This is a genomic window from Streptomyces sp. NPDC127595 (assembly GCF_042671685.1).
Lineage (GTDB): Bacteria > Actinomycetota > Actinomycetes > Streptomycetales > Streptomycetaceae > Streptomyces.
In genome coordinates, this window is record NZ_JBHXWK010000013.1 from 77,536 (window position 1) to 97,790 (window position 20,255).

Consider the following 20,255-nt stretch of genomic DNA (forward strand, 5'->3'; position numbering starts at 1 on the left):
CCGTGCACCCTCTTCCCCTCACTTGGCTGTACGTTCCCGGGGACCGCCCGGAAGTCGTCGCCAAGGCGCTGGTGTCGGGCTCGGACGTCGTCCTCGTCGACCTGGAGGACGCGGTCGCCCCGGACCGCAAGGAGTACGCCCGCGCGGCCACCACGGAACTCCTCTCCGAGGCCCCGCCGGTCCCGGTCCACGTCCGCGTGAACGCCCTGGACGGCCCCCACGCGGAAGCCGACCTCAAGGCCCTGTCCGCGCTGCCCGGCCTGTCCGGACTCCGCCTGCCCAAAGTGACCTCACCGGCCGAGGTCATCAGGGTCGCGCAGGACGCGCCCTCCTCCGGCGGAGGCGCGCTCCCGCTGTACGCCCTCCTGGAAACCGCCCTCGGCGTGGAACAGGCCTTCGCCATCGCCTCCTCCCACCCCGCTCTGCGCGGCATCGCGCTCGGCGAGGCCGACCTACGGGCGGACCTGGGCGTACGGGGTGACGCGGGCCTGGACTGGTCCCGCGCCCGCGTCGTCGTGGCCGCCCGCGCCGCCGGACTGGCCCCGCCCGCCCAGTCGATCCACCCCGACATCCGCGACCTCGAAGGCCTCGCCGCCTCCTGCGCCCACGGCCGCGCCCTCGGCTTCCTCGGCCGCACGGCCATCCACCCCCGCCAGCTCCCGGTCATCGAGCGGGCCTACCTCCCAACCCTGGAGGAAATCGAAGCCGCCGAGTCCATCCTCAAAGCAGCCGCCACCGACGCCGGCGCCCAAGCCCTCCCCGACGGCACCTTCATCGACGCGGCGGTGGTGGCAGGAGCCCACCGCACAATGGCGCTGGCACGCAGAAGGGCCTGAGGCATGCGTCCAGTAACCAGCGGCCCGTGCCGGCACGCCGGGCCACTGATCACCGTCGGCACGGCGTTCAGCCCACTCGCGCCGGCACGTCACCAGGGCTGACGCCGTGTCGGCGCCGCAGGTACCGGCGCCGCAAGTATCGGCCGCACAGGTTCGGCCCCACAGGTTCCGGGCCCACAGGTTCGGCTCCGCAGATTCCGGCCCCACAGGTACCCGCCCCACCGGTTCCTGCTCCGCACGGATTCCTGCTCCGCAGGAGAAGAGGTGACCGCCGTCCGGGGCGGGTACCTCTTCTCCGCCGCGACGGCGAGCACCCCCACGGCGTGTTCCGGCGGTGCCGAGCCCACCGGAACCCATCGCCCGCACATGGAGAGGGCGCCGAATCCGATTCGGCGCCCTCTCCGTCGTACTGCAAACCGTCAGCTCTTCTTGGCCGACTCGGCCTCGTCGGCCGAGGACTCACGGGACTCCTCGGACTCCGGGGAGCCGCCGGGCTCCACAACCTCGGCGTCAGCCGACTCCGCATCCCCGTCCACGGGCTCGGCCTTCTCCAGGTCGACGGCATCCCCGTCGCCCGCACCGTCACCGTCACCGTCACCCTCGACCTCGCCGGGACCGAGCGGCTCCACGACCTCCTCGCGACCGGGTCGCATCCGCGCCGACAGCACGAGGTAGACCACCGCGAGGATGAACACCACGATCGCGGTCCAGTTGTTGAGACGCATGCCCAGGAAGTGGTGGGCCTCGTCGACGCGGAGGTACTCGATCCAGAAGCGGCCGACGCAGTACGCGGCGACGTACAGCGCGAACGCCCGCCCGTGCCCGAGCTTGAAGCGGCGGTCCGCCCAGATGACGAGGAAGCCGACGCCGACGCACCACAGGGACTCGTACAGGAACGTCGGGTGGTACAGCCCCGGCACCCGGCCGTCCGTCGAGGACGTGATCTTCAGCGCCCAGGGGAGGTCCGTCTCCTTGCCGTACAGCTCCTGGTTGAACCAGTTGCCCCAGCGGCCGATGGCCTGCGCGAAGACGATGCCGGGAGCGAGTGCGTCGGCCCAGGCGGGCAGCGGGATACCGCGCCGGCGACAGCCGATCCACGCACCCACCGCACCGAGCGCGATCGCGCCCCAGATGCCGAGCCCGCCCTCCCAGATCTTGAAGGCGTCCACCCAGTCGCGGCCCTCGCTGAAGTACAGCTCGTAGTCCGTGATCACGTGGTAGAGGCGGCCGCCGACCAGGCCGAACGGCACGGCCCAGACCGCGATGTCGGCCACCGTGCCGGGCCGCCCGCCGCGGGCGATCCAGCGCTTGTTGCCGAGCCAGACGGCCACGAAGACGCCGATGATGATGCAGAACGCGTAGCCGCGCAGCGGAATGGGGCCGAGATGCAGCACACCCTGCGACGGACTGGGAATGTAGGCAAGATTCATGGCAGGGTCGACGCTACCGTGCCGGACGCGGCCCACGGCAGGCAGCCCGGCAACGGCTCCATAACGGGCGGCGCCCCCGGCCTGCGGTAAACCGGGGACGCCCGCGCCCAACGAGGGCTGATGCCCCTCCGCGGGCACCCACGCCCGGAAGGGCGTCAGCCCTTGTTCGCCGCCTCGACCATCTGCTTCAGCTTCGCCGGTGTCATCGACTGGTCCGCGTAGATGTTCGTGCCGCCGAGCAGCACCGTCGGCGTTCCGGTGAAACCGCTGGTCCCGAAGGCTTCGTTCGACTTCACGACCCAGCTGTCGTGCGTGCCGTCGTCGACACACTTCTGGAACGCGGCGGTGTCCAGGCCGTCGACCTTGCCCGCCAGCTCGATGAGCTTGCTGTTGTCGGCGAAGGCGTCGTCGGTCTCCTCGGGCTGGTTCTCGTAGAGCACGTCGTGGTATGCGGTGAACTTCGCGGCGTCCTGGGCGCAGGCCGCGGCGTTGGCGGCCTTGCGGGAGCCACTGCCTCCCATGTTCCCGTCGATGATCGTGACGAGGTGGTACTCGACCTTCAGCTGTCCGGCGTCGACCAGTTCGTGGATGGTCGAGCGGTAGGCGCTCTCGAAGGACTTGCACGCGGGGCAGCGGAAGTCCTCCCACACCGTGAGGGTCGACTTGGCGCTGTCCTTGCCGACGGGGATCGCGAGGCCGTCCTTGCCGGTCGCGCCCGAGGGCGTCACGACCGGGCCGGCGCTGTCGCTCTTCTTGTCCTTGCCGGAGTTGGCGGCGACCACGCCCACCACCGCGGCCAGGCCAAGGACACAGACCACCGAGGCCCCCACGATCAGCGCGCGACGGCGCTTCTCCGTGGTCTTCTGCTTCTCTCGCTCGGCCGCCAGCCGCTCGCGGGCATTGCGCTTTCCGTCACGGTTCTTCTCGCTCACATCCGGCAGAACGAACCGGGAAGGCGCAGCGCGCCTCCCCGGCCCCAGGTCCACCCGTTCGAGTGAGCGGATTGTCCGTTACCTACAGATATACACCGTCTGTTACGACGCTCCTCGCACACCCTTGGCAAGGTCGGCGGCGAGCGCGCGTACGGCTTCCAGGCCGGCCCGCTCGTCGGGCGCGTCCAGCATCCGCTTCACGAACGCGGATCCGACGATCACCCCGTCGGCGAAGCCGGCCACCTCGGCGGCCTGCTCGGCGTTGGAGACGCCGAGACCGACACAGACGGGCAGTTCGGTGGTGGCCTTGGTGCGCCGCACCAGGTCCTGCGCCTGCGCGCCCACCGACGCACGGGTGCCCGTGACGCCCATCAGCGAGGCCGCGTACACGAAGCCGGAGCCCGCCGCGGTGATCTCGGCGAGCCGGGCGTCCTTGCTGCTCGGCGCGACGACGAAGACGGTCGCGAGCCCGTGCTTGTCGGCGTGCTCCCTCCACAGCGCCGACTCCTGCACGGGCAGGTCGGGCAGGATGCACCCGGCGCCGCCCGCTTCGGCCAGTTCGGCGGTGAAGCGCTCGACGCCGTAGCGGTCGATCGGATTCCAGTACGTCATCACGAGCACCGGCTTGCCGGTGGCCTCCTGCGCCTCCCGGACCGTCCGCATCACATCGGCGATCTTGACTCCGCCGCGCAGGGCGATGTCGTCGGCGGTCTGGATGACGGGGCCGTCGAGGACGGGGTCGCTGTGCGGCAGACCGACCTCGACGATGTCGGCGCCCCCGTCGAAGACGGCCTTGATGGCGTCGATCCCGCCGTCGACGGTCGGGAACCCGGCCGGCAGGTACGCGATGAGAGCGGCTCGCCCTTCCGCCTTGGCGCCGGCGAGGGTGTCGCTCAACAGCCGGATGTTGCCGCTCACTTGGCGTCCCCCTCGATCTCGGCGGTGTCGGCCGCGTTGGCGGCGACCTCGGCGTCGGTGTCGTACAGGCCGAAGTAGCGGGCGGCCGTGTCCATGTCCTTGTCGCCGCGGCCGGACAGGTTGATGAGGATCAGGCCGTCCGGGCCCAGCTCCTTGCCGACTTCCAGGGCTCCGGCCAGCGCGTGTGCGCTCTCGATCGCCGGGATGATGCCCTCGCTGCGGGAGAGCAGGCGCAGGGCCTGCATCGCCGCGTCATCGGTGACCGCGCGGTACTCGCCGCGGCCGCTGTCCTTGAGGTAGGAGTGCTCGGGCCCGATGCCCGGGTAGTCCAGACCGGCCGAGATCGAGTACGGCTCGGTGATCTGACCTTCCTCGTCCTGGAGGACGTACGACCGTGAGCCGTGCAGGATGCCCGGCTCACCGGCGGTCAGTGTTGCCGCGTGCTCCCCGGTCTCCACTCCGTGCCCGGCGGGCTCGCAGCCGATGAGGCGTACGCCGGCGTCGGGGATGAAGGCGTGGAAGAGCCCGATGGCGTTGGAGCCACCGCCGACGCAGGCGACGGCCGCGTCGGGAAGCCGTCCGGCGCGCTCCAGGATCTGCCGCCGTGCCTCGACCCCGATGACCCGATGGAAGTCGCGCACCATGGCCGGGAAGGGGTGCGGACCGGCCACGGTCCCGAAGAGGTAGTGGGTGTGATCGACGTTGGCCACCCAGTCGCGGAAGGCCTCGTTGATGGCGTCCTTGAGGGTGCGGCTGCCGGACTTCACAGCGATGACCTCGGCGCCGAGCATGCGCATGCGCGCGACGTTGAGAGCCTGCCGCTGGGTGTCGATCTCACCCATGTAGATGGTGCATTCGAGGCCGAAGAGGGCGCAGGCGGTGGCCGTGGCGACGCCGTGCTGGCCCGCCCCGGTCTCCGCGATGACACGCGTCTTGCCCATCCTCCTGGTGAGCAGGGCCTGCCCGAGGACGTTGTTGATCTTGTGGGATCCGGTGTGGTTGAGGTCTTCCCGCTTGAGGAACACCCGTGCGCCACCGGCGTGTTCGGCGAACCGCGGCACCTCCGTCAGCGCGCTGGGCCGGCCGGTGTAGTGGACGAGCAGATCGTCGAGCTCGCGCGCGAACTCGGGATCCGACTTCGCCTTGTCGTACTCGACGGCGACCTCGTCCACGGCGGCGACCAGCGCCTCCGGGATGAACTTGCCGCCGTACGCGCCGAAGTACCCCTCGGCGCTGGGAACTTGACCCTCGGGGTCGGGAATGAAGAACTCGCTGGGCATGCGGCTACCTCGCAGGGGCGTCGGCCCCGGTTACAGGTCGGACAGGGGTTCACGTTATCGGCGTATGCACGCACGCCCGCGCCAACGGGCCCCGCCGGGGACCACCTTTGCCGGACTGGCCCGGCCTGCCGGTGTCCTCGCCTGCTTCCCACCCGCCCATACCCGGGACGGGTGTCCAGCCCGAACGGCAGGGAGCCAGGACTCGCCCCGGTAGCCCGTAGCGGGGCTACGGATCCCGGGACGTGCCCCGCCGGAAGTCCCCACCTCCGTGGAGACGTGGAGACGCCCGGATGGCAGAAGCACCGCAAGGCGGTCTCCTCCGCCGAGGCGGCGAGAAGCCCGATGACGGTGATCGACGGTGATCGACGGTGATCGACGGTGATCGACGGTGATCGACGGTGCCGAACCGGCCGAAGCCACGATCGGTGACGGGCGAAGCCCGAACCGGACGGCGGAGCCGGAGTTCCCTCCAGGCAGCTCACCCGCAGGGGGAAGCCGCCCGGAACGGCGTCAGCGTGCGTGCGCGAGGCGCCATCGCATGCCGTTGACCTGACCCGGCTCATCGCCGATCACATATCGAACCCGGCGTCCGTGGATACGGCGCGCGGGCGCCCGGCAGCCACGCGGGCGGCAGCCCCGGGCGAGACGGGCGTAGCCGTCCTGAGCCGCCGAGACAAAGCGCGGCTCGACCGACCCCACGCGCGCCGACCCCAGGCAGCCCAAGCCCCCGCCGGGGCGCAGGCCCGGGCGGGAGGTGGCGTCGGCGTGGGGCGAGGCGGGCACCGGGGTGTCAGCTCCGTCCGTGCCGGAGGGCGGGGTGGGCGCCCGCCGCGACCAGGTCGGAGACGGCCGTCTTGGGGTCGCGGCCGGTGACGAGCGACTCGCCCACCAGGACCGCGTCGGCGCCGGCATTGGCGTACGCGATGAGGTCGTGCGGCCCGCGGACACCGGACTCGGCGATCTTGACGATGCCGGCCGGGATCTCGGGAGCGACGCGCTCGAAGGTGGAGCGGTCCACCTTGAGGTCCTTGAGATTGCGCGCGTTGACGCCGATGACCTTCGCGCCGGCCTCCACGGCCCGCTCGGCCTCGTCCTCGTCGTGCACCTCGACGAGCGGCGTGAGCCCGATGGACTCGGCGCGCTCGATGAGGGACTCCAGGGCGGGCTGGTCGAGCGCGGCAACGATCAGCAGCGCGAGGTCGGCGCCGTACGCACGGGCCTCCCACAGCTGGTACGACGTGACGATGAAGTCCTTGCGCAGTACGGGGATGTCGACCCGGGCCCGGACGGCCTCCAGGTCGGCCAGCGAACCTCCGAAGCGGCGCTGCTCGGTGAGGACCGAGATGACGGCCGCACCGCCCGCTTCGTAGTCCGCGGCGAGCCCGGCCGGGTCGGCGATCGCGGCGAGCGCGCCCTTGGAGGGGCTGGAGCGCTTGACCTCGCAGATGACCTTGACGCCGTCACCGCGCAGGGCCGCCACGCCGTCCTTGGCCGCCGGAGCCTTCGCCGCGCGCTCCTTGAGCTCGTCGAGGCTGACGCGCGCCTGCCGCTCCGCGAGGTCGGCACGGACTCCGTCGATGATCTCGTCGAGCACACTCACGCGAGCGGCCCCCTTCCCTGCGGTGAAGAGCTGAAGCGGTTGAGGAGCTGACCCGGGTTCACCGCCTCGGACGGTTCGGACGTGTCAGACGCCTCACTGCGATGGTATCCGGAGGAAGGCGTAGACCTCGCATCCGGTTGACGCCGGTCCCACTACCTGGACCTTTGCCATTTGATCAAGGATGCAGCCAGCCACCGAAGGGCAGGTTCCGGACAACCGTGAAGACCAGCACCAATGTGCCGATGGTCCACAGGTGAACTCGTCCCAGTTCGATCCGCGGCGGGCGCCCGCGCACCGACCGGACCACCCATACGGTCCACACCAGAGCGAAGCCCAGAAACGCCACGACGGCGAGCGCGTTGTCGGTGAGCGCCGCCGCGAAGTCCCCGTGCACGAAGGCGTGCGCGCTGCGCAGACCGCCGCAGCCGGGGCAGTACACGCCCGTGAGCCGCAGCAGCGGACAGACGGGGTAGTGCCCCGGCTGGTTGGGGTCGACGGCCCCGACGTAGGCGAAGGCGCCGACGACGGCCGCGAGGACCCCACCGGGTACGGCGAGCCGCCGCAGCGCGGCACCCGCTCCGGGCTCCGCGCTCTGTGTCACCCGCTGGGATTCGGCGTTCACCCCACGCATTGTGCCCCTCGCCCGCCCGGAACGCCCGTACGCGGGAGAGGCGGCCCCGGCAACCGCGCCGGAACCGCCTCTCACCAGGTCTACGGGACGCTCAGCCCTCGGCGCCCACGGTTTCACGGGCCGGCTGCGCGGGCTTGGTCTTCGCCTTGCCCAGGCCCGCCGCCTGCATCACCATGCCGACGACACCACCGAGGGCGACGATGACCAGACCGGCCCAGAAGCCCAGCGGGTCGGCCAGCACCGTGAAGGCGCCGGAGACGCAGAAACCGATGAAGGCGATGATGACACCGGTCCAGGCGGCCGGGGTGTGACCGTGGCTGCTGCCCGCCATGACTTGCTCCTCGTTGCTGTGTATGTGCTGCGTACGTGTGGTGAGTCGGACGCTCCTCGGCCATTGTCCCGTACTCGCGGGCATGCCGTGAGCGGGGGGTCGCTCCGCGCGCGTCGGTTCCGCCGGGTCAGGACGAAAGCCCGGGGCGGAAGCCTCCCGAAGCCTCCCGAGGACCGGGACGCAGGCCCCCGAAAACCCGGACTCAGGCCCCCGAAGACCCGGACTCAGGACCTGGAGAACCGGACTCAGGTTCCTGCCGGGTCCGGCCCCGTCGGGTCCTCACCGCGGTCGAGCGCCTTCCAGATGTCCTCGGGGCGGTCCGGGTCGACCGGCTTGGCCTTGCGCGGCCGGGGTGTCCCGTCGCGCTCGTAGCGGCCCGACATCGCCGGCCACAGCCGCCCGTAGCGCAGCGCGAGGAGACCGGCGAGGAGGATGAGGGCGCCACCCGCGGCGGCGACGTACGGCCAGGCGGTGTGGCTGAGCGCGTCCGCGGTGGCGGCGGTGTCCCCGGAGGCCGCCGCGGCCTTCTCGTCGAGGGCGGAGCTGTCGCCGGCGCCGAGCACGGCCGCGACAACGATGCCCGCGCCGGAGAGCGCGAGCAGCGCGGAGACGAGGAAGCGTCCGGAGCGGCGGACCGCGAAGACGGCGACGAGCGCGGCGAGGCCCACTATGGCGAGCGCCGCGGGCACGCCCGTGACGTCGCTGCCCGATGCGGTCAGCGGAAAGTCGCCGCCGGCCACCGAGGCGGTGCCCGCCGACCAGTTCTGCCGGGTCGAAAGCAGTGCCACGGCCGCGCCGAGGGCGCCGCTGAGCAGTGCCACGGCAAGGCTGCGGCGGCCGGAGCCGGCGGGTCCGGGCGTTTCGGATCGGGGGTGCGGAACAGCAGTCACGTACTCCACTATCGCCTGAACCCCGGCCGAACGGTCACCCGGGGTTCACGTGAGCCTTGTCCTATTGCCCCAGCCGGTTCGTCCTGCTTACCCCAGCCGGTTCGCCGTGTGCACCGCGCGGAGCACCGCCGCGGCCTTGTTGCGGCACTCGTTGTCCTCCGCCACGGGGTCCGAGTCGGCGACGACTCCGGCCCCGGCCTGGACGTACGCGGTGCCGTCGCGCAGCAGTGCCGTACGGATGGCGATGGCGGTGTCGGAGTCGCCCGCGAAGTCGAGATAGCCGACGCAGCCGCCGTACAACCCCCTTCTGGAGGGCTCCAGTTCGTCGATGATCTGCATCGCGCGCGGCTTGGGCGCTCCCGAGAGGGTGCCGGCGGGGAAGCAGGCGGTGAGGACGTCGAAGGCGGTGCGTCCTGCCGCGACCCGGCCGGTCACCGTCGAGACGATGTGCATCACGTGGGAGTACCGCTCGATGGACATGAAGTCGACGACCTCGACGGAGCCCGGTTCGCAGACCCGCCCGAGGTCGTTGCGCCCCAGGTCGACGAGCATCAGGTGCTCGGCGCGCTCCTTGGGATCGGCGATCAGCTCGTCGGCGAGAGCCTGGTCCTCCTGGACAGTGGCGCCGCGCGGTCGGGTACCGGCGATGGGGTGCACCATCGCGTGCCCGTCCTCGACCTTGACGAGGGCCTCGGGGGACGAGCCGACGACATCGAACCCGTCGAAGCGGAAGAGGTACATGTACGGGGAGGGATTGGTCGCCCGCAGGACTCGGTACACGTTCAACGCGCTTGCCGTGCACGGCGTTTCGAAGCGCTGGGAGGGAACGACCTGGAAGGCCTCACCGGCCCGGATGCGCTCCTTGATGTCCTCGACCGCGTCCTGGTAGTCCGGGCCGCCCCAGAGCGCCGTGTACTCGGGAAGTTCGGAGGGCGGAAGCGCGGCGGGCGGCTGCGAGACCGCGCGGGAGAGGTCCGCCTCCATGGCGTCCAGGCGCGCGACGGCGTCCGCGTACGCCTCGTCGACCCCCGTGTCGAGGTCGTTGTGGTTGATCGCGTTGGCGATGAGCTGGACCGAGCCGTCCCAGTGGTCCAGGACGGCGAGGTCGCTGGTGAGCAGCATGGTCAGCTCGGGGAGCTTCAGGTCGTCGTGCTCGCCGGGGCCGATCTTCTCCAGGCGGCGCACGATGTCGTACCCCAGATAGCCGACCATGCCGCCGGTGAACGGGGGCAGGCCCTCGCCATGCGGCGTGTGCAGGGCCTCGATGGTGGCGCGCAGCGCGGCGAGCGGGTCGCCGTCGACGGGGACACCGACGGGCGGGGTGCCGAGCCAGTGGGCCTGCCCGTCGCGCGCGGTGAGGGTGGCTTGGCTGCGGACGCCCACGAAGGAGTAACGGGACCAGGACCGGCCGTTCTCCGCGGACTCCAGGAGGAAGGTGCCGGGGCGCTCGGCGGCCAGCTTGCGGTAGAGCGCGACCGGTGTGTCACCGTCCGCGAGGAGCTTGCGGCTGACGGGGATCACACGGCGGTCGGTGGCCAGCTTGCGGAAGGTCTCGAGGTCCATGGCGGCTGACCTTACTGATCCCGTGCCGGTACGCCGGAATCGGCGTCCTTGGGCACTACGTCGACCAGCACGTCGGCGTCGAAGCAGGTGCGGGCGCCCGTGTGGCAGGCCGCGCCGACCTGGTCGACCTGCACGAGAACCGTGTCGGCGTCGCAGTCCAGGGCGACGGACTTCACATGCTGGAAGTGGCCGGACGTGTCGCCCTTGACCCAGTACTCCTGGCGGCTGCGCGACCAGTACGTGCAGCGGCCCGTGGTGAGCGTCCGATGCAGCGCTTCGTCGTCCATCCAGCCGAGCATCAGCACCTCACCGGTGTCGTACTGCTGGGCGATGGCGGGGACGAGCCCGTCGGTGCCACGCTTGAGGCGCGCGGCGATCTCGGGGTCCAGGCCGCTGGGCCTGTCGGGCCTGCTGGGCGGAGGCGTGCTGGTCATGGGGACCATTGTGCCGCGCCGCCGGGACGGGCCCGCCAGTTGTCCACAGGCCGGACCGGACACGGCCCGCGGTTTGTCCACAGGCCGGACCGGGGCAGGGCTCACCGGTTGTCCACAGGCGGGGCCGGGGCATTGGCTCGACGTTCGTCCACAGGCGGGACCGCGGCACGGCTCGGCCTCTGACCGCAGGCCGGACCGGGCGCGGCACGACGGTCATCCACGGGCAGGCCCCGGGGCGCGGCTCGACATTTGTCCGCAGGCCCGGACCGGGCAGGGCAGGGCACGACGGTCATCCACGGGCACGACCAGGGGCGCGGCTCATTTGTCCGCAGGCACAGCCCGACGCGGCACGCCGGTCGTCCGCGAGCAGGACCGGAGACGCGGCTCGACATTTGTCCGCAGCGCCCGTCCCGCGGCCTCTACTGGCCGCCGTCCACTGGGCGGACCGGTGGCGCGGTCGTAGGCTTGCTGGCATGTCGACCCATGCAAAGCGTGAACGACTTCTCCTCGCCGACCTGTTGGAGGCCGAGGGCCCGGACGCCCCCACCTTGTGCGAGGGCTGGAACACCCGTGATCTCGCCGCCCACGTGGTGATACGCGAGCGCCGCGCGGATGCCGCGGGCGGAACGTGGATCAAACCTCTCGCGCCCCGTCTCGAGCGGGTGATGACGGAGTTCGCCGAGAAGCCGTACGAGGAGCTGATCCAGCTGATTCGTACGGGTCCGCCGCGCTTCTCCCCGTTCTCCCTGAAGCAGATCGACGAGGCGGCGAACACCATCGAGTTCTACGTCCACACCGAGGACGTACGCCGTGCCCAGCCCGACTGGACACCGCGGGCGCTGGACTCGGTCTTCCAGGACGCCCTGTGGTCCCGCCTGGAGCGCACGGCCCGGCTGACGGGCCGCGGGGCCCCGACGGGCCTGGTGCTGCGCCGGCCGGACGGCCAGACGGCGGTCGCACACAAGGGCACGCCGGTCGTGACGGTGACCGGCGAGCCCTCGGAGCTGCTGATGTTCGTGTTCGGGCGGCAGCAGGTGGCCGATGTCGAGCTGGAGGGCGACAAGGACGCGATCGCCAAACTGCACGAGGCGAAGCAGCTCGGGATCTGACCGCTGTCTCGACGGCTCGGCTACTTGGGAAGCTCGGCGCGGCGCAGCGGCGCGACGCTCAGGGCGAGCACCCCGCCGAGCCCGCAGACCACCGCGCTGGTGACGAAGACGGGCCCGGTGCCCCACCAGCCGATCGCGGCGGCGGTCAGCGGCATGCTGAGCGGGGCGAGGCCGAGGCTGACGATGCCGGAGACGGAGCTGACCCGGCCGAGGTAGGCGGGGTCCGCCTGGGTCTGCAGCAGCGCGCCGCACAGGGCGCCGCTGAGCCCCGCGAGCAGTCCGATGAGGAGGGCGACTGCGACGGCGGCGGCGACCGTGGGGACGTACGCGAGCGAACCGATCGCGGCCGCCCCCGCCAGGATCGCCACCCCCGACACCCGCCCGGCGTGCGGCAGCCGGCCCCGCACGGTCAGCAACATGCCGGCGGCCCCCGCGCCGGTCCCGAACCCGGCGAGTACCCAGCCCATCCCGGAGGCGCCCCAGCCGCGCTGGTCGGCCAGCAAGGTCAGGCCCACATTGAGCGGGCCGACGAAGCCGAGGTCGCCGAGCGCGATGGCGACGATGAGCGGGGCGAGGACGCTGTGGCGCCGGATGTACCGCAGCCCGTCCCGGAGGTCGCGCCACGGCGTGCGCCGCGCGACCTCGTCGTCGGCGGGCAGGTCCTTCATGCGTACGGAGACCAGTAGCGGCACCGACACGGCGATCAGCATTCCCGCCAGGCCGAAGGCCGCCGCCGCGCCCCCGAGGGCCACGCAGAGGCCGCCGAGCGGTGCGCCCACCACGTTGGCCAGGCGGATCGCGAGGCCCCGCATGCCCTGGACCCGGGCGAGCTGGCCGTGGCTGGTGACGCGGGCGGGGAGGGCGCCCACCGCGGGCATGAAGACCGCGTCGACGGCGCCGAAGACGACGGCGAGCAGTGCCAGCGGCCACAGCCCGGGGCTCGCCGTGAACAGCAGCGCGGCCACCGCGAGGACGGCCACGCAGCGCACGGCGTCACTGCCGATGACGACCTTCCGCGGCCCGAAGCGGTCGGCGACCACTCCCCCGCCCAGCATCAGCAGCGCCCGCGGCACCGCGCTCACGGCCATCACCAACCCGGCCTGCGAGGGCGTACCGGCCTGGACGGCCGCCCAGGACAGCGCGATGTAGTAGACGTTGTCGCCGATCATCGACGAGGCGTAGGCACCGAGCCAGCGCAGCACGTTGCCGTCGCGGTGGGCGGGCCTGTCGGTGGCTATCGGTGCCTGGGGTGCGGCGGTCATGGTCACGGAACGCGTCCTCTCAGGAGTCACAGGACTCTCAGGGGCGGAACGGGAAGCCGTACACGTGCAGCGCGACGTTCTCGCGCCCTTCGGTGGCACCGGCCGCTTCGTCGGCGCGGCCCTGGTCGTCGTACTTCCTGATGACCGTGAGCAACTCGTCCTTGAGCGCGTCGAGTTCGGCGGCCGTCAGCCGGAGCGTGGCCTCCGAGTCGGCCGCGGCGTCGTTCCACTCGGTGGGCCAGGTGGCGCGCTCGTCCAGGTAGTGCCGGTAGAGATCGGTGCGCTGCTCGTGGAAGAGCCGGGTGAAAGCCAGGTGCGCGGCCTCTTTCTCGGGCGCGTCCCGGAAGTCCCCGCCGCGGACGCTCACGCCGTCCGAGGCGGGCTCCCACCAGCGCTCCCGGCCGTCCCCGCTGCGCGGCTCGGCTTCCTCGATCAGCCCGTGCTCGGCGAGCTTGCGCAGGTGGTAACTCACCAGTGAGGGCGCCTCGTCGACCTGCTCGCCCAGCTGGGACGCGGTCGCGGCACCGGTCACGATCAACGACCGGTACAGCTTCATCCGCAGCGGATGCCCCAGGGCCTTGAGCGTGCCCACGTCCGTGATCCGGCGGTCCTCCTTGCTTGCCATGCCTCGACCCTAGATACGAAAGGAAAGTTGCGCAACTAAAATTGCGCAACTTTCCTTTTACATCCCACCCGCAACCCACCCGCACCCGCACCCGCACCCGCACCCGCACCCGCACCCGCACGCAACTGAGCCCCGGCCACCAAGTGACCGGGGCTCCCGACTGGCTTTCTCAGGCGGCCCAGCCGCGGAGCAGGCGTGCGGTTTCCGTGAGATCCGCCTCGTCGCTGCGGATGTCGGCGATGAGTTTCGCGGCCTCGCCGTTCGGCAGGTCGAGGGGAGTGCCGGACTGCTCCAGTACTCCCAGGCGCACGCCACACCGATCGAGGCGTTGTAGTCGGTGAACGGCCTCAGTCTCAGGGCGGTGTGGAGGAACGTCGCCGCCCGCGAGGACGCCTCCTCGTAGATTCCGGGCATTCGAGCTCCGTAAGCACACCGGAACCCCGACCACTACCGCGCTCACTACCAGGAGTGAAGGGCCGAACTAACGAACGGGATACCCCGCCCCCCGCAACGTCTCCTTCACCTCGCCGATGCGCAGATCCCCGAAGTGGAAGACGGACGCCGCGAGCACCGCGTCGGCGCCCGCGGCGATGGCCGGCGGGAAGTGGGCGAGCCGCCCCGCGCCGCCGCTGGCGATCAGCGGAACGGTCACGTGCTTGCGTACGGCCTCGATCATCTCGATGTCGTAGCCGTCCTTCGTGCCGTCCGCGTCCATCGAGTTGAGCAGGATCTCGCCCGCGCCCAACTCGGCGGCCCGGTGCGCCCACTCGACGGCGTCGATGCCGGTGCCCTGGCGCCCGCCGTGGGTGGTGACCTCGAAGGACCCCTCCGGGGTACGGCGCGCGTCGACCGACAGCACAAGCACCTGCCGCCCGAACCGCTCCGCGATCTCCCGGATGAGCTCGGGCCGGTTGATCGCCGCCGTGTTGACCCCGACCTTGTCCGCCCCGGCCCGCAGCAGCTTGTCCACGTCCTCGGCGGTGCGGACACCGCCTCCCACGGTCAGCGGGATGAAGACCTGCTCGGCGGTGCGGCGCACCACGTCGTACGTGGTCTCGCGGTTGCCGGAGGAGGCCGTGATGTCCAGGAAGGTCAGCTCGTCGGCGCCCTCGGCGTCGTACACCTTGGCCATCTCGACGGGGTCGCCCGCGTCGCGCAGGTTCTGGAAGTTGACGCCCTTGACGACCCGGCCGTTGTCGACGTCCAGACAGGGGATGACTCGTACGGCGAGGGTCATGACGCCGACTCTCCCCGGTACGCCTCCACCTCGACCTCGACGACCAGACTCGGGTCCACGAAACCGGAGACGATGATCATCGATGCGGCGGGGCGCACGGAGTCGAACAGCTCCTTGTGGGCGCGGCCGATGTCCTCCACATCCCGGGCATGGGTGATGTACATACGTGTGCGGACGACGTCGTCACGGCCGAGGCCGAGCTCCTCCAGCGCCGCGAACGCCACGTTGAAGGAGTTGACCGTCTGCTCGTACGGGCCGCCGGCGGCGATCTCCCCGTTGATCACGGAGGTACAGCCGGCGACGAGCACCAGGCCGTTCGGCAGCTCCACCGCGCGGGAGTACCCGAAGGCCTCCTCCCAGGGCGCGCCGGTCTGGATACGCCGTACGCCGCTCACAGGGCAGCCACCGCTTCCAGGGCCTCTTCCAGCGTGAACGCCTTGGCGTACAGGGCCTTTCCGACGATCGAGCCCTCGACACCGAGGGGCACGAGCTCGGCGATGGCACGCAGGTCGTCCAGGGAGGAGACGCCTCCCGAGGCGACGACCGGGCGGTCGGTCGCCGCGCACACATCACGCAGCAGTTCCAGGTTCGGGCCCTGGAGTGTGCCGTCCTTGGCGATGTCCGTCACCACATACCGCGCGCAGCCCTCGGAGTTGAGGCGCTCCAGCGTCGCGTAGAGGTCGCCGCCGTCACGGGTCCAGCCGCGGCCGCGCAGTGTCGTGCCGCGTACGTCGAGACCGACCGCGATCTTGTCGCCGTGCTCGGCGATGACCTTGGCGACCCACTCGGGGGTCTCCAGGGCGGCGGTGCCGAGGTTGACACGGGTGCAGCCGGTGGCGAGCGCGGCGGCGAGGGTGTCGTCGTCGCGGATGCCGCCGGACAGCTCCACCTTGATGTCCATGGCGCCGGTGACCTCGGCGATCAGCTTGCGGTTGTCGCCGGTGCCGAACGCGGCGTCCAGGTCGACGAGGTGCAGCCACTCCGCGCCCGACCGCTGCCAGGCCAGCGCGGCCTCCAGAGGAGAGCCGTAGGAGGTCTCCGTACCGGACTCGCCGTGGACGAGGCGGACAGCCTGTCCGTCACGGACGTCGACGGCGGGGAGGAGTTCGAGCTTGGCCATTGTCTACAGGGTTCCGATCCAGTTGGTGAGCAGCTGGGCTCCGGCGTCGCCGGACTTCTCGGGGTGGAACTGGGTGGCCCACAGGGCGCCGTTCTCGACGGCCGCCACGAAGGGCTTGCCATGCGTGGACCAGGTCACCAGGGGTGCCCGTATCAGCGGGTTCCCGACCTCCAGAGCCCAGTCGTGGACGGCGTAGGAGTGCACGAAGTAGAAGCGCGCGTCGGCGTCCACCCCCGCGAAGAGCTGCGAGCCCGCCGGGACTTCGACGTTGTTCCAGCCCATGTGAGGCACGATCTCGGCCTGCAGCGGCTCTACCGTGCCGGGCCACTCGTCGAGGCCCTCGGTCTCCACGCCGTGCTCGATGCCGCGCGCGAAGAGGATCTGCATGCCGACGCAGATGCCCATCACCGGGCGGCCACCGGCCAGGCGCCGGCCGACGATCCAGTCACCGCGCGCCTCCCGCAGGCCCTTCATGCAGGCGGCGAACGCGCCGACGCCCGGCACCAGCAGCCCGTCGGCGTTCATGGCCTTGTCGTAGTCACGCGTTATCTCGACCTCGGCGCCGGTGCGGGCAAGGGCCCGCTCGGCGGAACGTACGTTCCCGAAGCCGTAGTCGAAGACGACGACCTTCCGCTTCCTTGCGGAGCTGGTCAATTCCACACCTCCAACCGGAGAACCCCCGCCACGAGGCACATCGCGGCGCCGATGGAGAGCAGCACGATGAGGCTCATCGGCATCTTCTGCTTGACGAAGGAGTAGACGCCGCCGAGGAGGAAGAGCCCGACGACGATGAGGATGGTGTTGAGGCCTGTCATGGCTTTACAGCGCACCCTTCGTGGACGGGAGGATGCCGGCGGCGCGCGGGTCACGCTCGGAGGCGTACCGCAGCGCGCGGGCCAGCGCCTTGAACTGGCACTCCACGATGTGGTGCGCGTTGCGCCCGTAGGGCACGTGCACGTGCAGCGCGATCTGGGCCTGCGCGACGAAGGACTCGAAGATGTGCCGGGTCATCGTCGTGTCGTACTCGCCGATCATCGGCGCCATCTTCTCGGGCTCGGTGTGCACGAGGTAGGGGCGGCCGGAGAGGTCGACGGTCACCTGGGCGAGCGACTCGTCCAGCGGGACCGTGCAGTTGCCGAAGCGGTAGATCCCCACCTTGTCGCCGAGCGCCTGCTTGAAGGCGGCGCCGAGCGCGAGGGCGCTGTCCTCGATGGTGTGGTGCGAGTCGATGTGCAGATCGCCCTCGGTCTTCACCGTCAGGTCGAACAGACCGTGCCGGCCGAGCTGGTCGAGCATGTGGTCGTAGAAGCCGACACCTGTCGCCACATCGACCTTGCCCGTTCCGTCGAGATCGATCTCGACGAGGACCGAGGTCTCCTTGGTCACCCGCTCAACTCTTCCGACGCGGCTCATGCGCTCTGCTCCTTCTTCAGTTCACGGACCGCGTCCAGGAACGCGTCGTTTTCGGCGGGGGTTCCGGCGGTGACCCGCAGCCATCCGGGGATGCCGTTGTCCCGGACCAGGACGCCCCGGTCGAGGATCTTCTGCCAGACCTCGTGGGCATCGGCGAACCGCCCGAACTGCACGAAGTTGGCGTCCGACTCGGTCACTTCGTAGCCGATCGCGCGCAGTTCGGCGACCAGCCGGTCCCGCTCGGCCTTCAGCTGCTCGACGTATCCCAGCAGGGTGCCGGTGTGCTCCAGGGCGGCCAGGGCGGTCGCCTGGGTGACGGCCGACAGGTGGTAGGGCAGCCGTACGAGCTGGACGGCGTCGACGACCGCCGGGTGCGCGGCGAGATAGCCGAGGCGCAGTCCGGCCGCGCCGAACGCCTTCGACATCGTCCGTGAGACGACGAGATTCGGCCGACCTTCGAGCAGCGGCAGCAGCGAGTCGCCGTGGCTGAACTCGATGTACGCCTCGTCGACCACCACCAGCGAGGGCTTCGCCGCCTGCGCGGCCTCGAACAGCGCGAGGACCGTCTCAGGCGGGACCGCGTTGCCCGTGGGGTTGTTGGGGGTGGTGATGAAGACGACGTCCGGCCGGTTCTCGGCGATGGCCTGCTCGGCTGCGGCGAGGTCGATCGTGAAGTCCTCGCTGCGCGGGCCGGAGATCCAGCCCGTTCCGGTGCCGCGCGCGATGAGCGCGTGCATCGAGTACGAGGGCTCGAAGCCGATCGCTGTCCGGCCGGGTCCGCCGAAGGTCTGGAGCAGTTGCTGGATGACCTCGTTCGAGCCGTTCGCCGCCCAGACGTTCTCGGTGGCGACCGGGTACTTGCCGGTCTTCGTCAGGTACTTGGCCAGCTCGGTGCGCAGCTCGACCGCGTCACGGTCGGGGTAGCGGTTGAGGTTGCGGGCGGCCTCGCGGACCCGCTCGACGATCCGCTCGACGAGCGGTTCGGGCAGCGGGTACGGGTTCTCGTTGGTGTTGAGGCGTACGGGGACGTCGAGCTGGGGCGCGCCGTAGGGGGTCTTGCCGCGCAGCTCGTCGCGGACCGGGAGGTCGTCGATTCCGAAGGTCACTGGCCCGGCACCTTCCATCCGAAGCGTGCCTTGATCGCAGCGCCGTGTGCGGGCAGATCCTCCGCCTCCGCGAGCGTCACCACGTGGCGGGCCACGTCGGCGAGGGCGTCGCGCGTGTAGTCCACGATGTGGATCCCGCGCAGGAAGGACTGGACGCTCAGCCCCGAGGAGTGGCAGGCGCAACCGCCGGTCGGCAGCACGTGGTTGGAGCCCGCGCAGTAGTCGCCCAGTGACACCGGCGCCCAGGGGCCGACGAAGATCGCGCCCGCATTGCGCACCCGGTCGGCCACCGCCGCGGCGTCCGCGGTCTGGATCTCCAGGTGCTCGGCGCCGTACGCGTCGACGACCCTCAGGCCCTCGTCGATGCCGTCGACGAGGACGATCGCCGACTGCCTGCCGTTCAGGGCCGGCACGATCCGGTCCTCGATGTGCTTGGTGGCCGCGACCTGCGGTTCCAGCTCCTTCGCGACCGCGTCCGCGAGCGCCACGGAGTCCGTGACGAGGACGGCGGCGGCCAGCGGGTCGTGCTCGGCCTGGCTGATCAGGTCGGAGGCGACGTGCACCGGGTCGGCGGTGTCGTCCGCGAGGACCGCGATCTCGGTGGGTCCGGCCTCGGAGTCGATGCCGATCTTTCCGGTGAAGTAGCGCTTGGCGGCGACGACCCAGATGTTGCCGGGGCCGGTGACCATGTTGGCGGGCGGGCAGGACTCGGTGCCGTACGCGAACATCGCGACGGCGGTGGCGCCACCGGCCGCGTACACCTCGTCGATGCCGAGCAGCGCGCAGGCGGCGAGGATCGTGGGGTGCGGGAGTCCGCCGAACTCCGCCTGGGCGGGCGAAGCCAGGGCGATCGACTCGACGCCGGCCTCCTGCGCGGGCACCACGTTCATGATCACGGAGGAGGGGTAGACGGAGCGCCCGCCGGGGGCGTACAGCCCGACGCGGTCCACCGGCACCCACTTCTCGGTGACCGAGCCGCCGGGCACGACCTGTGTGGTGTGCGTCGTACGTCGCTGCGAGCGGTGGACGAGCCGGGCACGCAGGATGGACTCCTCCAGGGCCGCGCGCACCGCCGGGTCGAGCTGCTCCAGCGCGTCACTGAGCGCCTGGGCCGGGACCCGTACCGACTCCAGGCGTACGCCGTCGAACTTCTCGGCGAAGTCGATCAGCGCCGCGTCGCCCCGATGATGCACGGCCTCGCAGATCGGACGCACCTTCTCCAGGGCGGCCGAGACGTCGAAGTCGGCTCGGGGCAGCAGGTCGCGCAGGGCGGCCCCCTCGGGGAGGGCGTCGCCGCGCAGATCGATTCGGGCCAAAGAGAAATGTTGCAGCACGGGTCCAATTCTCTCAGACGGCGATCGGGCGCCGGACGCGCGTATCAATGGCTGATACAAGCCTCCGATGTCGGTGGCTGATACAAGCCCCGGAAGATCAGCTTCACCATTAGCGTTCGAGGCCTCACCCAGCGGGCATTGAACGGTTGTCCGAAACCCGCGAGTAGCTGGGGAGGACGCCTGGAGCTGGGGAGGAAGAGAAAA

General features: G+C 70.9%; 24 protein-coding genes. 2 read left to right on the top strand and 22 right to left on the bottom strand.

From position 1 onward, the window contains the following. Window positions 1-2 precede the first annotated feature (2 nt). On the top strand, window positions 3-836 hold the full coding sequence (locus tag ACFVKT_RS33085; RefSeq protein WP_385738725.1) for an HpcH/HpaI aldolase/citrate lyase family protein: 834 nt from the start codon (window positions 3-5) through the stop codon (window positions 834-836). A 419-nt stretch (window positions 837-1,255) separates the two neighbouring features. Here ACFVKT_RS33085 and lgt read toward each other — a convergent pair whose 3' ends face one another. The 11 genes from lgt to hisI form a co-directional block, all read right to left on the bottom strand. After that, window positions 1,256-2,266 (bottom strand): prolipoprotein diacylglyceryl transferase, encoded by a 1,011-nt coding sequence (lgt, locus tag ACFVKT_RS33090; RefSeq protein WP_385738425.1) that lies wholly within the window; start codon window positions 2,264-2,266, stop codon window positions 1,256-1,258. Window positions 2,267-2,421: 155 nt separating this feature from the next. Then, window positions 2,422-3,198, bottom strand: coding sequence for a DsbA family protein (locus ACFVKT_RS33095; RefSeq protein ID WP_385738427.1), 777 nt, complete (start codon window positions 3,196-3,198; stop codon window positions 2,422-2,424). Between the two features lie 102 nt (window positions 3,199-3,300). Continuing rightward, a complete protein-coding gene (gene trpA, locus ACFVKT_RS33100; protein WP_385738429.1) occupies window positions 3,301-4,116 on the bottom strand; it encodes a tryptophan synthase subunit alpha in 816 nt (271 codons plus the stop codon). Then, the gene (gene trpB / locus ACFVKT_RS33105) at window positions 4,113-5,396 is read right to left on the bottom strand and encodes a tryptophan synthase subunit beta (protein WP_385738431.1); all 1,284 of its coding nucleotides are present in this window, start codon (window positions 5,394-5,396) and stop codon (window positions 4,113-4,115) included. Before trpB ends, trpA begins: the two co-directional genes overlap by 4 nt. A 510-nt stretch (window positions 5,397-5,906) precedes the next feature. After that, window positions 5,907-6,179 carry a tryptophan biosynthesis modulator TrpM gene (gene trpM, locus ACFVKT_RS33110; protein WP_385738432.1) on the bottom strand — a complete coding sequence of 91 codons (273 nt, stop codon included), beginning with the start codon at window positions 6,177-6,179 and terminating at the stop codon, window positions 5,907-5,909. A gap of 7 nt (window positions 6,180-6,186) precedes the next feature. After that, entirely contained in the window at window positions 6,187-6,996 is an 810-nt protein-coding gene (gene trpC / locus ACFVKT_RS33115; protein WP_385738434.1) for an indole-3-glycerol phosphate synthase TrpC, read from the bottom strand. 175 nt (window positions 6,997-7,171) lie between these two features. Continuing rightward, window positions 7,172-7,627: a DUF2752 domain-containing protein gene (locus tag ACFVKT_RS33120; RefSeq protein ID WP_385738436.1), complete on the bottom strand. Its 456-nt coding sequence runs from the start codon at window positions 7,625-7,627 to the stop codon at window positions 7,172-7,174. 91 nt (window positions 7,628-7,718) lie between these two features. After that, window positions 7,719-7,958, bottom strand: a complete 240-nt coding sequence (locus ACFVKT_RS33125; protein WP_385738438.1) for an HGxxPAAW family protein — start codon at window positions 7,956-7,958, stop codon at window positions 7,719-7,721. A gap of 245 nt (window positions 7,959-8,203) precedes the next feature. Further along, window positions 8,204-8,857 (bottom strand): TIGR02234 family membrane protein, encoded by a 654-nt coding sequence (locus ACFVKT_RS33130; protein ID WP_385738440.1) that lies wholly within the window; start codon window positions 8,855-8,857, stop codon window positions 8,204-8,206. A 78-nt stretch (window positions 8,858-8,935) separates the two neighbouring features. Further along, window positions 8,936-10,411, bottom strand: coding sequence for an anthranilate synthase component I (locus ACFVKT_RS33135; RefSeq protein ID WP_385738442.1), 1,476 nt, complete (start codon window positions 10,409-10,411; stop codon window positions 8,936-8,938). 11 nt (window positions 10,412-10,422) lie between these two features. Then, window positions 10,423-10,845 (bottom strand): phosphoribosyl-AMP cyclohydrolase, encoded by a 423-nt coding sequence (gene hisI / locus ACFVKT_RS33140; protein ID WP_385738443.1) that lies wholly within the window; start codon window positions 10,843-10,845, stop codon window positions 10,423-10,425. 473 nt (window positions 10,846-11,318) lie between these two features. Here hisI and ACFVKT_RS33145 point away from each other — a divergent pair, with 473 nt between their 5' ends. Next, on the top strand, window positions 11,319-11,954 hold the full coding sequence (locus ACFVKT_RS33145; RefSeq protein WP_385738445.1) for a TIGR03085 family metal-binding protein: 636 nt from the start codon (window positions 11,319-11,321) through the stop codon (window positions 11,952-11,954). Between the two features lie 20 nt (window positions 11,955-11,974). Here ACFVKT_RS33145 and ACFVKT_RS33150 read toward each other — a convergent pair whose 3' ends face one another. From ACFVKT_RS33150 to hisD, 11 genes are all read right to left on the bottom strand, one after another. After that, a complete protein-coding gene (locus tag ACFVKT_RS33150) occupies window positions 11,975-13,216 on the bottom strand; it encodes an MFS transporter (RefSeq protein WP_385738727.1) in 1,242 nt (413 codons plus the stop codon). 37 nt (window positions 13,217-13,253) lie between these two features. Continuing rightward, window positions 13,254-13,841, bottom strand: coding sequence for a helix-turn-helix domain-containing protein (locus tag ACFVKT_RS33155; RefSeq protein ID WP_385738447.1), 588 nt, complete (start codon window positions 13,839-13,841; stop codon window positions 13,254-13,256). 169 nt (window positions 13,842-14,010) lie between these two features. Further along, window positions 14,011-14,151: a hypothetical protein gene (locus ACFVKT_RS33160; protein ID WP_385738449.1), complete on the bottom strand. Its 141-nt coding sequence runs from the start codon at window positions 14,149-14,151 to the stop codon at window positions 14,011-14,013. A 171-nt stretch (window positions 14,152-14,322) separates the two neighbouring features. Further along, the gene (gene hisF / locus ACFVKT_RS33165) at window positions 14,323-15,078 is read right to left on the bottom strand and encodes an imidazole glycerol phosphate synthase subunit HisF (protein WP_385738451.1); all 756 of its coding nucleotides are present in this window, start codon (window positions 15,076-15,078) and stop codon (window positions 14,323-14,325) included. Further along, on the bottom strand, window positions 15,075-15,473 hold the full coding sequence (locus tag ACFVKT_RS33170; protein ID WP_385738453.1) for a RidA family protein: 399 nt from the start codon (window positions 15,471-15,473) through the stop codon (window positions 15,075-15,077). The genes hisF and ACFVKT_RS33170 overlap by 4 nt, the downstream gene beginning before the upstream one ends. Continuing rightward, window positions 15,470-16,198 (bottom strand): bifunctional 1-(5-phosphoribosyl)-5-((5-phosphoribosylamino)methylideneamino)imidazole-4-carboxamide isomerase/phosphoribosylanthranilate isomerase PriA, encoded by a 729-nt coding sequence (gene priA / locus ACFVKT_RS33175; protein ID WP_385738455.1) that lies wholly within the window; start codon window positions 16,196-16,198, stop codon window positions 15,470-15,472. Before priA ends, ACFVKT_RS33170 begins: the two co-directional genes overlap by 4 nt. Before the next feature lie 3 nt (window positions 16,199-16,201). Next, on the bottom strand, window positions 16,202-16,852 hold the full coding sequence (hisH, locus tag ACFVKT_RS33180) for an imidazole glycerol phosphate synthase subunit HisH (RefSeq protein ID WP_385738457.1): 651 nt from the start codon (window positions 16,850-16,852) through the stop codon (window positions 16,202-16,204). Further along, window positions 16,849-17,013, bottom strand: a complete 165-nt coding sequence (locus tag ACFVKT_RS33185; RefSeq protein WP_385738459.1) for a hypothetical protein — start codon at window positions 17,011-17,013, stop codon at window positions 16,849-16,851. The genes hisH and ACFVKT_RS33185 overlap by 4 nt, the downstream gene beginning before the upstream one ends. Before the next feature lie 4 nt (window positions 17,014-17,017). Continuing rightward, window positions 17,018-17,611 (bottom strand): imidazoleglycerol-phosphate dehydratase HisB, encoded by a 594-nt coding sequence (hisB, locus tag ACFVKT_RS33190; RefSeq protein WP_385738461.1) that lies wholly within the window; start codon window positions 17,609-17,611, stop codon window positions 17,018-17,020. After that, window positions 17,608-18,717, bottom strand: a complete 1,110-nt coding sequence (locus ACFVKT_RS33195; protein ID WP_385738463.1) for a histidinol-phosphate transaminase — start codon at window positions 18,715-18,717, stop codon at window positions 17,608-17,610. The genes hisB and ACFVKT_RS33195 overlap by 4 nt, the downstream gene beginning before the upstream one ends. After that, entirely contained in the window at window positions 18,714-20,033 is a 1,320-nt protein-coding gene (hisD, locus tag ACFVKT_RS33200; RefSeq protein ID WP_385738465.1) for a histidinol dehydrogenase, read from the bottom strand. Before hisD ends, ACFVKT_RS33195 begins: the two co-directional genes overlap by 4 nt. Window positions 20,034-20,255 lie beyond the last annotated feature (222 nt).